Annotated in this window: 11 protein-coding genes; 2 read left to right on the plus strand and 9 right to left on the minus strand. The window is 52.6% G+C overall.

Going from position 1 to position 12,934, the window contains the following annotated elements; translation table 11 throughout:
- Nucleotides 1-46 precede the first annotated feature (46 nt).
- The 4 genes from tnpA to ACSVDI_RS10650 all read right to left on the minus strand — a co-directional run bounded on the left by tnpA (nucleotide 47) and on the right by ACSVDI_RS10650 (nucleotide 3,190).
- Complete coding sequence (gene tnpA, locus ACSVDI_RS10635) at nucleotides 47-511, minus strand: IS200/IS605 family transposase (protein WP_457942767.1); 465 nt, start codon at nucleotides 509-511, stop codon at nucleotides 47-49.
- 186 nt (nucleotides 512-697) lie between these two features.
- Nucleotides 698-1,480 (minus strand): DeoR/GlpR family DNA-binding transcription regulator, encoded by a 783-nt coding sequence (locus tag ACSVDI_RS10640; RefSeq protein ID WP_457942800.1) that lies wholly within the window; start codon nucleotides 1,478-1,480, stop codon nucleotides 698-700.
- A 178-nt stretch (nucleotides 1,481-1,658) separates the two neighbouring features.
- Nucleotides 1,659-2,642 (minus strand): tRNA glutamyl-Q(34) synthetase GluQRS, encoded by a 984-nt coding sequence (gene gluQRS / locus ACSVDI_RS10645; protein WP_457942802.1) that lies wholly within the window; start codon nucleotides 2,640-2,642, stop codon nucleotides 1,659-1,661.
- Nucleotides 2,643-2,644: 2 nt separating this feature from the next.
- Nucleotides 2,645-3,190, minus strand: coding sequence for a hypothetical protein (locus ACSVDI_RS10650; protein WP_457942804.1), 546 nt, complete (start codon nucleotides 3,188-3,190; stop codon nucleotides 2,645-2,647).
- 378 nt (nucleotides 3,191-3,568) lie between these two features.
- Here ACSVDI_RS10650 and abc-f point away from each other — a divergent pair, with 378 nt between their 5' ends.
- Both abc-f and ACSVDI_RS10660 read left to right on the plus strand, forming a co-directional pair.
- On the plus strand, nucleotides 3,569-5,065 hold the full coding sequence (abc-f, locus tag ACSVDI_RS10655) for a ribosomal protection-like ABC-F family protein (RefSeq protein ID WP_457942806.1): 1,497 nt from the start codon (nucleotides 3,569-3,571) through the stop codon (nucleotides 5,063-5,065).
- 19 nt (nucleotides 5,066-5,084) lie between these two features.
- Entirely contained in the window at nucleotides 5,085-5,783 is a 699-nt protein-coding gene (locus ACSVDI_RS10660) for a GNAT family N-acetyltransferase (RefSeq protein WP_457942808.1), read from the plus strand.
- A gap of 85 nt (nucleotides 5,784-5,868) precedes the next feature.
- On the opposite strand, the gene ACSVDI_RS10665 is transcribed toward ACSVDI_RS10660, so the two are convergent.
- The 5 genes from ACSVDI_RS10665 to pyrB all read right to left on the minus strand — a co-directional run bounded on the left by ACSVDI_RS10665 (nucleotide 5,869) and on the right by pyrB (nucleotide 12,744).
- Nucleotides 5,869-9,012, minus strand: coding sequence for an AAA family ATPase (locus ACSVDI_RS10665; RefSeq protein WP_457942810.1), 3,144 nt, complete (start codon nucleotides 9,010-9,012; stop codon nucleotides 5,869-5,871).
- Nucleotides 9,009-10,154 carry an exonuclease SbcCD subunit D gene (locus ACSVDI_RS10670; RefSeq protein WP_457942812.1) on the minus strand — a complete coding sequence of 382 codons (1,146 nt, stop codon included), beginning with the start codon at nucleotides 10,152-10,154 and terminating at the stop codon, nucleotides 9,009-9,011. The genes ACSVDI_RS10665 and ACSVDI_RS10670 overlap by 4 nt, the downstream gene beginning before the upstream one ends.
- A gap of 163 nt (nucleotides 10,155-10,317) precedes the next feature.
- Nucleotides 10,318-11,061 carry a YebC/PmpR family DNA-binding transcriptional regulator gene (locus ACSVDI_RS10675; protein ID WP_457942814.1) on the minus strand — a complete coding sequence of 248 codons (744 nt, stop codon included), beginning with the start codon at nucleotides 11,059-11,061 and terminating at the stop codon, nucleotides 10,318-10,320.
- A 41-nt stretch (nucleotides 11,062-11,102) separates the two neighbouring features.
- Nucleotides 11,103-11,711, minus strand: a complete 609-nt coding sequence (locus ACSVDI_RS10680; RefSeq protein ID WP_457942816.1) for a flavodoxin family protein — start codon at nucleotides 11,709-11,711, stop codon at nucleotides 11,103-11,105.
- A complete protein-coding gene (gene pyrB / locus ACSVDI_RS10685; protein ID WP_457942818.1) occupies nucleotides 11,674-12,744 on the minus strand; it encodes an aspartate carbamoyltransferase in 1,071 nt (356 codons plus the stop codon). The genes ACSVDI_RS10680 and pyrB overlap by 38 nt, the downstream gene beginning before the upstream one ends.
- Nucleotides 12,745-12,934: the final 190 nt, after the last annotated feature.

Genomic DNA, 12,934 nt, shown 5'->3' on the forward strand with positions numbered 1-12,934 from the left:
GCGGCGCCTCAAGGCGCTGGTACGGTCTGCCAATTGCAAAAGCTTGTTACTTGCTACCCGTAAACGGGTCGACGTACTCCTTTAGCGTCATCTGGTCTTCAATCTGGTCTTCTGCCAGTTGATTTTTGATATACTCGGCTATTGCTTTGTCATTCTTTCCTGCCGTGTCTACAAAATATCCCCTGCACCAGAATGTACGATTTCCATATTTGTATTTCAAATTTGCATGCCTCTCAAAAATTATCAAGGTGCTTTTCCCTTTGAGAAACCCTACGAATCCGGATACGCTCATCTTCGGTGGTATCTTTACCAACATGTGTATATGGTCGGGGCAAACCTCTGCCTCTACAATTTCCACCTGTTTCCAGTTACACAGTTCTCTTAATATTTTCCCTATCTCAACCCGCATATTTCCATATGCTACTTTTCTACGGTACTTGGGAGCAAACACTATGTGGTATTTGCAATTCCAGCTCGTATGGTTTAAACTATCTATGTCATTCGTCTTCATGTCGAATGTTCCTCCTTTTGATATGTCTTGTTGCAGTTGGCAGACCGCAGCTTTATTATATCAAAAGGAGGCTTTTTACTATACTCATCGCTAAAGCTTTTTTGGAACTCCCGGCATAGCCGGGAGTTTTCGTATTACAATAAAACGAGGGGTCTGTTCAAAACAGACCCCTCGTTTTATTTCTGTTTATACCAGTTCCAGAGCAACGCCCTGCTCGGTAATTTTTTTAATCATCGACTGCGGCATACCCAAGTCCGTAATAATCCGGTCCAGCTCGTTAAACTGGCAGATGCGAGCCAGAGCCGTGCGGCCGAACTTCGTTTTATCCGCAAGAAGAATGACTTCTTTGCCAGCCTGCACCGCCAATGTTTTAATTTCGGTGCCGTCAAAGTCCGAATTGGCAACGCCGAACTCCGGGTCAACTGCGTCTGCGGAAAGGAAAACCTTGTCCACCCGGATTTGCCGGATGAAATTTTCCGTAACGGAACCCACCAAAATATTGTTGCTTCGACGGATACCGCCGGTAATAATCAGGCTTGAAGACGGATGAAGGACCACAGCATTCGCAATATTCAGGTCGTTGGTAATCACGGTGAGGTTCCGCTTTTCCCCAAGGTTGAGGGAAAGCTGCAGCACCGTGGAACCGTAATCCAGAAAAACCGTGTCGCCGTCGCTGACATACCGGGAAGCCAGCGCGCCGATCCGTCTCTTTTCTGCCGCCTGCAAATCGGATTTATCTTGAAACACCCGCTCATACGGCGTGTTATGCCCATATAGAATAGCGCCGCCGTGCGTGCGTTTGATGCTCCCCATCTTTTCCAGTTCCGCTAAATCCCGCCGGATGGTCGCCTCGCTGACATTCTGGGCCTTTGCCAGCTCTTTTACCTGGGCACTTCCCTTTTCTTCTATAAATGCTAGAATCAGCTTCATTCGTTCCGCAGGAATCGCCGTTTGATCATCCACGCTCATAAAAGGTTCTCCTTCGCGATTGATACTTCACACTTTTGTTTATATTATAACGTTGCAAACGAAAGGGCGCAATATTAAGCACAGTTTTTCCGAAACTTTCTTCACATTCTGCAAAACGGACAGAAAAGTGCCTTGAAATCTATGCAATTTTCGCAGAAAATGAACAATAAACAACGATTCAAAACAGGGAAACCGGCACGAAAATATCCTGTTTTGGCACCTTGTCCCATGAAAAAAGCGGAATCAGCTCACTTGCCCGAACCGGTTCCTTTGTGTCGGTCAGACCGGCCAGAAACGCAAGGCGGCCCAACAGTTCCTCCGGGCAAAAACGCGCGCGCAGCGCGCCCATATCCAAATCGTGCTCACGTTTGGAAAGCCTTCTTCCGTCCGGCGCAAGGAGCAGCGGGATGTGGTAAAACGACGGTGCTTTCCCCTGAAACAGTCGGTACAAATAAAGCTGGCGCGGGGTGGAACTCAGCAGATCGCGCCCGCGCGCAACCTGATTGATTCCCATGCGTAAATCGTCCACCACGACCGCGAGCTGATAGGAAAACACACCGTCCGACCGGCGCACAATGAAATCGCCGCAGTTCTTCGCCAAATTCTGCGAATACACTCCACAGTGTCCGTCCGTAAAAGAGATTACCTCATCCGGAACTAGAATCCGCACCGCGGGCGCACGCACACCCGCAAGGTGCGCGGCTTCTTCCCGGGAAAGCGAACGGCACCGGCCGGAATAAACGATCTGCCCGTCGGAGGCATGCGGCGCCTGCGCAGCGTGAAGCTCCGCCCGGCTGCAAAAACAGGGGTATAATAGATTTTTTTGTTTTAAAATTTCATAATAAGAGCGGTAAATTTCAGAGCAGCGGCTTTGGTAATATGGTTCGCATACTCCCCCTCGGGAACCGCCCTCGTCCCAGTCCAGCCCAAGCCAGAGAAGGTCTTCCTCCAGCTGGCGTGCGTATTCCGGGCGGCAACGGTCTGGGTCCAAGTCCTCCACGCGCAGCACCATTTCCCCATGGGCGCTACGCACCGAAAGCCACGCAATCAGCGCACAGAACACGTTGCCAAGGTGCATCCTGCCGCTCGGGCTGGGCGCAAAACGCCCCCGAACCGGTTTTTCCCCCGGCTGTAAAGTACATTTCGCAGTGGAAACTTCCATCATCAAATTTCTTTAAAACAGGTTCCGTCCGGGGAAATGCAGATTCCTTCTTTGGTATGAATCATGTTTACATCCACCTTGTCCGGATGAAAGCCCGCACGCTCCAGCATTTTCAGCAGCCCATCCTTGTCCCTAGACAAGGTCCCAAGGTAAAGATACTCCAGACCGTTCGCCGCATCCAGAATCTCCTCCCGGATTCCCTTAAACTCGTTAAACAGAATACGGTACGCCCGGTAGGCCATAGCCGTTTCTTTCAAATATTTTCTTGGCACCCGGCGCATGGAAACGCTGTCGTTAAAAAAGCTTTCAGGGGCATCCATATCTGCAAAGGTCCCCATTTCAATAAGGTAGCTTCCGCGGCTCTTCGCAACTGAAACGCTCCGTTTGGTCATACCGTCCCGAAAATAATATGTGACGCAGGGCAGTGACCCCTGGCTTCTCATGGTCGTCAGCAAAACATCGTATCCGCCGTCTCCGCTGCCAAAACCGGCAACATGCCGAATGGTTCCATTGCTTGACACCTTTAAGCCGTTAATGAATTGTGGCATATGATTTTATCCCCTTTCTCAACAAAAAATCTGCCTTTCCCCATGTTTTTTCTATATTGATATTATATAATATGGATTTCAAACTGTAAAGGCATATTCCGACTAATTCCCTGTTTTTCGTGACCAAAGATTTTGGATTCTTGACACACCCTCACAAATATAGTATCATGAAGTAAATCTAGACGGATGGAGATGGAAAGATGCGCAAATAATCCTGCTTTTGTATAAGCCTAAATTTGGCTTACAGCGGGATAGTTGCGCCTTTCTTCCGGATGGAACCGAAAGGGTTCTGCGCCCTTGCGCAGACTCATGCGGTTACTGGCTGTGGGGAGCAATTCCCGCGGCCGTTTTTTATATCTTCCGGAGGTGACTCTCGCGATGTCTATGATTGAAGTCGCCGGGCTGACATTCGGCTACGACGGCAGTTATGATATTATTTTCGACAACGTTTCCTTTCGTTTGGACACGGACTGGAAGCTGGGTTTTACCGGGCGGAACGGGCGTGGCAAAACCACGTTTCTCAACCTGTTGCTCGGCAAATACGAATACCGGGGCACCATCCGCACTTCCGTTTCCTTTGATTATTTTCCCTTTCCGGTTCTGCACCCGGACTGGTACACGGCCGATGTATTGGAGGAAATCTGCTGCGGCGCCGAGCTATGGAAATTGAACCGGGAACTAAATTTACTGGAGGTTCCGGACAATGTGCGGTACCGCCCGTTTGAAACACTCAGCAAGGGAGAGCAGACCAAAGTTCTGCTTGCCGCGCTGTTTCTCAAGGAAAACAATTTTCTGCTGATCGACGAACCCACCAACCATCTGGACCGGCACGCCCGCGAAGTGGTCAGCCGCTACCTGAACAGCAAGCGCGGCTTTATTCTGGTTTCCCATGACCGGGCATTTCTAGACGGATGCGTAGATCATATTCTTTCCATTAATAAAACCAACATCGAGGTTCAGAGCGGAAACTTTTCCTCTTGGCTGCGCAATAAGGAGATGCAAGACCAGTTTGAGCTTGCGGCAAACAATAAGCTGAAAAAAGAGATTTCCAGACTGTCGGCGGCGGCCAAGCGAACCTCCGGCTGGTCCAACCAGGTGGAGAAGACGAAAATCGGTTCCCTGAATTCCGGACTTAAACCGGATAAAGGATATATCGGCCACAAAGCGGCGAAAATGATGAAACGCGCCAAAATAATGGAAAGCAGACAGACCGCCGCCATTGAAGAAAAGTCAAAACTGCTCCGCAATCTGGAGGAAGCCGAACCGTTGGCCATTCATCCGCTGCAGTACCGCACAGACGTGCTGTTGGAAGCAAAAGACCTGTGCCTTTTTTACGGCGAACGGCAGGTGTGCGGACCCCTTAACTTTCAAGTGTGCAGGGGCGACCGCGTTGCGCTCTGCGGACGGAACGGTTCCGGAAAATCCAGCATTTTAAAGCTGATTCTAGGTGAATCGCTTGTGCATACGGGCGAGCTGCGCCCTGGCAGCGGGCTGGTCTTCTCTTATGTGTCGCAGGACACCTCGTTTCTAACGGGGAACCTAACGAATTTCGCGCGGGAAAACGGAATAGATGAGAGCCTGTTCAAGACGATTCTGCGCAAACTGGATTTTTCCCGCGAGCAGTTTGAAAAGAATTTGGAAAGCTTCAGCGAGGGGCAGAAAAAGAAAGTGTTGATTGCAAAAAGTCTGTGTGAGCCGGCGCACCTGTACCTGTGGGACGAACCGCTGAATTTTATTGACGTGCTGTCCCGCATGCAGTTGGAAGCGCTGCTGACCGAATACCGCCCCACCATGCTGTTTGTGGAACACGATGCCGCGTTTACCAGCGCCGTCGCCACGAAGCAGATTGACCTTTCCGGCGAATTACACGAATAAAAAGAAAGAAGACAAAGCAATGACACAGCAAACCGCACTGGAATATTTACAAAAAGACCGGATTTTAAATATGGACATGATGGAATGCATCGTACATCAGGAAGCTAAAATCGTGCAGGTCTGCGCCGACGGGGTGCTTCTTTCCCATCCCGCCGCTCAGGTTTACATGATAAGCGCAGACAGCGAAGAAACCATGCGCAGACTGATGAGCCAAATCGATCATGCGCAGGAAGTCGTGATTCATCAGGAACAGTTTCTTCCCCTTGTGCAGGAAGCCTTCGGGCTGACTGAAGCCACGGTTTGCCATCAGGCGGTCTACACCGGCTCCACCCTTCTGCCAGAGCCTGAAAGCAGCCTGACGTTCCGCACGCTGGACGAAACCTACCTTTCCTTTTTATGTGAAAACTACACCCGCGGCAGCCGCGACTACCTGAGCGAACGGCTGCAGGCTGGGGTAATGACGGGCGCTTTTGCGGGGACCGAAATCACCGCGTTTATGGGAATGCACGCGGAGGGCTCCATGGGGCTGCTGGAGGTGCTGCCGCAATTCCGGCGGCGCGGCATCGCCCAAGCACTGGAAATCCACTACCTAAACACACTTCTGAGACAGGGGCGCATTCCCTACGGACAGATCATCGTGGGGAACGAAGCGTCCATACGGCTGCATGAAAAACTGGGCTTCACCTTTTCCAAAGGAACCGTAACTTGGGTTCATTAAGTCGTGCTTACAAAGTTAGATAACAACAAAATGGGCCTGTGGGGGCGAAAAGCTGCCCCACAGGCCCGTTTGATAAACAGAGAAATTACACCGTCATTTGAACCGTACTTCCGAAAACGCCTTTTTTAACAATAATCTGGCGGTCAATACGCTCTTTGAGCTCCGCAACATGGGAAATGATGCCCACCAGCCGGTTTCCGGCGGTCAGGCCGTTTAGCGTACGAATGGCCTGCTCCAGCGATTCTGCGTCCAGCGCGCCGAAGCCCTCATCAATAAACATGGTGTCCACTTCCACCCCGCCGGCGTAGCTTTGAATCACATCCGAAAGCCCCAGTGCGAGCGCAAGCGAAGCTTTAAAGGATTCGCCCCCCGAAAGCGACTTGACCGTGCGGATTTTTCCGGTGTAATGGTCCAGCACGTCCAGTTCCAACCCGGTCTGGCTGCGAAAATCCGTCGCTTCCTCCCGCCGCAGCAGTTGGAAGCGCCCTTCGGACATCTGCAGCAGACGCTTGTTCGCTTCTGCGATAATCTGATTGAAATACGAAGCCTGCACGTACTGTTCAAACGCCAGCTTCTGCTTCCCGGGCAGTTCGCCGTTCGCTGTTTTGGAAAGCCCGCTGACCAGCAGGTAATCTTCTTCGCAGCGCTTTCCATCCCGCTCGGATTTTTGCAGAGCTTTCAGAATCTTCCCATTGGCATTCATTCTGCTCCAAATGGTCTGCATCCGTTCGTCCTCCGCAGCTTTTTGGGATTCCAGTTCCTGCTTTTGCTGCAAAAGCGAGTCCAGATTCTGCGGTGTTTTCCCGTTCAGTTCCTGTTCCAGGCGGCTCTGCTCCTCCTGTGCGCGTTTGCACGCATCCCGGTATTCTTCCAGAATACGGCGCGTTTTTTCCAGCTCATCCTCGGTTTGGAGAGCCGCATGGTAGTCCTCTTCCTTTTCAAATCCCCCAGCTGCCAGCGCCTGTCGATAAGCTTCCTTTGCCTGTTCTAACTGTTCCTGTGTAGCGGCCAGCCGCCCGGTCTGGTCAGCCAGCACCGCCTGGTTCCGGTTTTGCTCGGTTTCCGCCCGGCGATACTGCTCGTCCGCCCGCTGCAATGCCTGTTTCAGTTTAGAAAGGCTTTCCTGCGTGCGGTTCAGCTGCTTCTGCGCTTCCTCCTTCGAAGGATATTCCAGCGCGCCGCGCAGCATCGCCAGCCTGGCCTGTTTGCCAGACTGCTCCGCCGTAAGCGCGGTAAGCTGTTCCCCGTTTGCACGAATCGCCTCATCGGTCTGCTTCACCCGGGTTTCCGCCGCCGCAAGCCGTTGCTCGCATTGTTTGCGTTCTTTCCACTGGGCATCCAGTCGGTCGCATTCCTCCGACTTTTGCTTCTGCTCCTCCCGGCAAAGTGCAAGCTGCTCCTGCGCAAGCGCCTGCAGCTTTCCCACCGTTTCAGGCATCGCGGTCCCCGCAAGGCATTCTTGCGCACTCCGGTGCAGATGCTCCGCGCTGGTTTTGTACTCCGCTTCCAGTTTGCCGGACTGCTCGCTCTCCTTTTGCGCGGCGTTCTGCAGCCGTTCGTTTTTCTCTTTGGCCTGTTTCCAGTCCGCTTCGCTGGGCGCACCGGCAGTGCGCGCCGCTTTGTGGGGATGTTCCGTGGAACCACACACCGGGCAGGGTTCGCCGTCTTTCAGGTCCTCCGCCAAAATTCCCGCCTGCTCCTGGAAAAACGCGGTTTCCTTTTGCAGATACTGAGTATGAAATTCCTGATATTCCCGCTGGGCATCCAAGAATTTCTGCTTCTGCGCCTGCCAGGAGCGGTACAGCACTTTCAGCGAAGCAGCGGAATTGAAGATGCCCTGCCATTCGACTTCCTTCTTATGCAGCTGCTCCAACGCGTGGCGGCAATCCGCAAGGCGGACCTCCGTGTCCGCGGTGCGCTCCAGCTCCGCGTTTAACGCGTCTTTCTCCGTTTCCAGCGCTTCTTTTTCCCTCTGGTTTTTTTCCTGCTGTTCCGTCAAAAGGGCCAACTGCTTTTCCAATTGCCCCAGTTCGCGCACAAGCGCTTCGGCATCTTCATACTGCGGCAGCATTTTGGCAAGGCGGTCCGCTTCGGCGGCCAGGCGTTCACGCTCCGGTTCTTTTTCCTGTTCGGCGCGGAATTCTTCCCGCAGGCAGAGCGTTTCGGCGTTCTGTGTTTCCAGCCGTTTTTGCAGGAAATGGATGCTCTGCACAAGTTCTTCGTAAAGTGTCGCCTCGCGGCGGTAAGCCGCTTCCGCCGGGGCAACGGTATGCAGCGCTTTCTCTGCGGCAGCAAGTTCCTTTTCCCGGGCGTTCATCTCCGCCTGCTGTTCCGAAAGCTCCTGCCGTTTCTTTTTTACCGTCTCCAGCTGCGCAAAGGCATTGTTCCAGTGCTGCGCGTCCGTCAGGGCGGCAATCTGGTTCGCCACCGCCTGTTCCAGTTCCGCAGAGCGCTGTTTCGCCTGCTTCCAGTCCTGTTCGTCCTCTTTCAGCACTTCCTGCAGAACATTCATAATTTTCTCCGTATTATGAATGCTCTGTTCTTCGATAAGCCCGGAAAGAGTATGGTAACGTTCCCCGTCCGCCAGTACAATGCCGGAGCAATACTGCAGAATGCTCCGCTCATTTTCCTCACAGCGGAGCTTTGCTTCCTTTTCCTTCTTTTTCAGCATCTCCTGACACGAGCGGAACAACTCCGTGTTGAACACGCGGCGAAAAATTTCCGCGCGGTCCTTGCTTTCTGCAAGAAGCAGCTTTTGGAATTCTCCCTGTGCAATCATGGCAATCTGCTTGAACTGCTTATAGGTAATACCGAGCAGGTCGGTCAGGTACGCGGTTACATCCCGGTACCCGGCGACCACCGTGCCGTCCGGCAGGGTCAGCGAAGCGTCCGCCGTTTCCGTGGTGGTTCCGGTTCCGGATTTTTTGGGACGCTCGTATTTCGGATTCCGGTGCACCGTATAGGTTTTTCCCTTGTGAAGAAACGTAAGCTCCACATAGGTTTTGCTTTCCGGGGCTGCAAAATCACTGCGGAACATGTCCGCTGTGCGGGTCAGCCCGCTGGCCTCCCCGTAAAGTGCAAATGCAACCGCGTCGAAAATTGTGGTTTTGCCCGCACCCGTATCCCCGGTTATCAAAAACAGGCCGCTCCCACCAAAAGGCTCCAAATTCAGCTGAACACGCCCGGAATACGGCCCGAACGCACTCATGGTTAGGCATACCGGTTTCACTGCACGTCACCCCCTGCCTGTTCCAGCAGCATTTGCATATAATTCCGTTGTTCCAGATTCAGTTCCGTATGGTTCTGCACCTGGTAAAACTCCGAAAACAGTTCCAAGGGACTTTTCCGCGCAACATCCCCGGAGGCGACGGTAACGGATTCCCCCTGCCCACGCGTCCGGCTGTTGTCAAAATCCAGCCGCATCAGGTTTGGATAAACCTGGCGCAGCTTGCCGACAGCATCGTAAATTTCCTCTTCATCGGTAAGCGTGGCGTGAATGTAATCCTGTGTGGGTTCCGCGCTGCCCGCTTTCAACAGTGCTTCAATCGGACCGCGGATTTCACGCATGTCCCGCATGGGAACCAACGGAATCAAACGGTATTGCACCTCACCCTTTGGTCCCAGTTCCACCACCGTAACCGATTTGTGCTGGTGCGACTCGGAAAACGAGTATTTCAGCGGAGAGCCGGAATACCGCACGGTGTCGCGCCCAATGCGCTGCGGCCCGTGCAGATGGCCAAGCGCCACATAATCGAATGGTTCAAACACAGAAACGTCCACATTGTCCAGCCCGCCAAGGCTCAGGGTTTCGGAATCGCTTTGCTCGGGCTGCTGCATGCCGCTGGTAACAAACTGATGTGCTACCAGAATATTCCGCTCCTTCCCGTCCACCTGTGCACCGGCAAGTGCCGCGCGCACCGCACCGTCACACGAATCGACCGGGCCCTCACAGTATGGGCGGACCACAGCAGGTTTGAGGTAAGGCAGTAAATAAATATGAACGCTGCCGAACTCATCCACAAGCGTCTCCCGACGAACCTCCCCACGGTAGGTGCCGGCAATGAAAACACCGTTTTTCCCCATAATGCGGCTGCCGAAATTCAGCCGTTCCGGAGAATCGTGATTCCCGCTGATGAGAAAGACCGGAAGGGAAAGCGACGTTAGCCCCGTCAGAAAATCATCCAGCAGTTCCACTGCTTCTCCGGAGGGCAGACTTTTGTCGTAAATATCGCCCGCCATCAGCACAGCCTGCGGCCGCTCCGCCTCCGCGATTTGCAGAATCTGCTGCAGAATATAACGCTGGTCTTCCAACATGCTGAATTCTCCGATGCGCCTGCCGATATGCAGGTCCGCCAGGTGCAGTAATTTCATAGCAGCCTCCTGTTGTAAATTACAAACATAAATTTCTTCTATCTGTTTTATTGTACCGAATCAGTTGGGAAAAGAAAAGTAGTATTTTGATTTTCGGTGGGCCGTACCGCCGAAAAACAAAAAACCGCCCCGAAAACGGAGCGGTTGAAACAACATAAATTGATTAGTCCTCGTCGGCATTCGGGTTATCCCAGTTATGCCACACGTTCTGCACGTCGTCGTTATCTTCCAGCGCATCCAGCAGCTTCTGCATTTTCAGCGCGGAATCCGGGTCGGTCAGGGTCGTGTAGGTGGTAGGAACCATTTCCACCTGAGCGGAAACGAATTCATAATTCTTCGCTTCCAAATCGGACAGAACGCCGCTGAAATCATCTGGCTCAGTGTAGATTTCAAACACGTCCTCATCGGCTTGAAAATCGGATGCACCTGCTTCCAGGCAGTCCTCCATTACTTTGTCTTCCTCATAGCCTTCCTTCTCAATGACAATAACGCCCTTCTGCTGGAACAAGAAAGACACGCAGCCGTTGGTGCCGAGGTTTCCGCCGAATTTGTCGAAATAGTGGCGAACATCGCCCGCGGTACGGTTACGGTTGTCTGTCAGGGTTTCTACAATGACCGCTACGCCGTTGGGACCGTATCCTTCGTATGTAATGTTCTCATACTTGGTGTCGTCCCCGTCGCCGGCAGCTCTTTTAATAATACGCTCAATATTTTCATTTGGCACATTTGCCGCTTTTGCCTTCGCAATGCAATCCTTTAACTTGGAGTTCACGTTCGGGTCGCCGCTGCCGCCCTCTTTTACGGCGACGGCAAGTTCACGGCCGATTTTGGTAAAAATCTTCGCCTTTGCGCCGTCTGTTTTTTCCTTCTTGCGTTTAATATTATTCCATTTTGAATGGCCTGACATAAATTTCGTCCTCTCAAATAGTATTGGCACACTTTATCATATCACAATTCAGATTTGATGGCAAGCGCAAGGTCGCGCGCTTCCCGTCGTGCACGGTCGAACGTGGAGCGGCCGCTGTCGAAATCAGTTCCCGTCCACACGGCTTCCCCGCACAGGGTTGTATTCATCACGGAAAACACCATCTTTAACTGGCGCGCCATCACTTGAGCGCCTTCCCGGCTGGCAGAGCCGTTCGTGACCAACAGCGCGGCAGTACGGTGCTTTGCAATCGGCGGATTGATTCCCAGGGAAAAACGCGCGGAAAAGTAGCGCTGCATTCGGTCAACAACCGCCTTGAGCGGCGCCGGAAAACTGAGCACATAAACCGGGGTGGCCACCACCAGTACATCGGCGCACCGGATCAGCGAATCCAACTCATCAAAGTCACTTTGGGAGCAGCGCTCGCTCCGGCAGCAGACGTCGCACGCGGTGCAGGGGCGGATGCCGCTGTCATATGCATGGACGACGCGAATCTGAACATTCTCGCCGAACGGGCTCAGAAATTCATTCAACAGTTTCGCCGTATAGCCGTTTTTCCGGGGCGAACCGAACAGAACCAGAATGAGTTTCCGGTCAGATGAGCGTTCTTCCGTCACAGTATCGGCATTCAAGCATGTCACCCGCTTCCCGGAACAAATGCGGAAGGTAACGCTCGGTGTGGGTAATGCATTTGGGATTGCTGCAGTTGTGCGGATGGGTAGAGGATAGCGTTTTGCTCTTTCGGCACGTTTCGCCGTTCTGCAAAATCGTCAGAATAAGCGCCATGCGCGCGTACATACCGTACACCGTCTGGTCAAAATACTTTGCACGTTCGTCGTCGTCCACATCGACGGTAATTTCATCCACACGCGGCAAGGGATGCAGAATGCGCAGATCCTTTTTTGCAGCAGTCAGCTTTTCGGAATCCAACACAAACACGCCTTTCTGCTCCTCATACTGGCGCGCACTGGCAAAACGCTCTCTCTGAATGCGGGTCATATACAGCACGTCCAACATGGGAATCGCCTCGCTCAGGCTGCCCGCCTCCACATACTGGCACCCCGCGGCGTCCATCACGTCCTTCACATACTGCGGAAGTGCAAGTTCGGGTGTGGAAATCAGCACAAAACGATTCCCCTTGTAGCGGGTCATGGTCTTAATCAGGGAATGAACCGTGCGCCCGTATTTCAGGTCGCCGCACAAACCGATACACAGGTTGTCCAGCCGTCCCTTTTCATTATATAGTGTAACCAGGTCGGTAAGGGTCTGGGTGGGGTGAAGATGCCCGCCGTCGCCCGCATTGATAATGGGCGACTTGGAATACAGGGTTGCCGCCGTGGCAGAGCCTTCCATCGGGTTGCGCATTACCACCACATCGGCGTAGCCGCTCACAACGGTAATCGTGTCCTTCAGGCTCTCCCCTTTGGAAACGGAAGAGTTTTCCGGGTTGTCAAACCCGATGACTTCCCCGCCAAGCCGATACATAGCCGTCTGGAACGACATTTTCGTGCGGGTCGACGGCTCGTAAAAAAGCGTGGCCATAATCTTTCCCCGGCAGGATTCCTGGTAGGCCCACGGATTGTTCTTGATGGTGTTTGCCAACTTAATCAGTTCATCAATTTCGCTTAGAGAAAGCTGGTCCAAATCGATTAGATGATTCAGCATTACGTCACCCCATATGCGATTTCTTTTTATTTTATCATTGATTTCTAAGAATAACAATAGAAATCAGATTCTGCCTGAAACGGCAGGGGATTCCATGTCATTTATTGGCCCCGCGCAGAGCGGTACTTTTCCTCCGACAAGACTTGACAACCCTGTCAAGTAAGGGATACAATGTGTTATTAGGTTAATG

The sequence above is a fragment of the Caproiciproducens sp. LBM24188 genome (assembly GCF_054130445.1).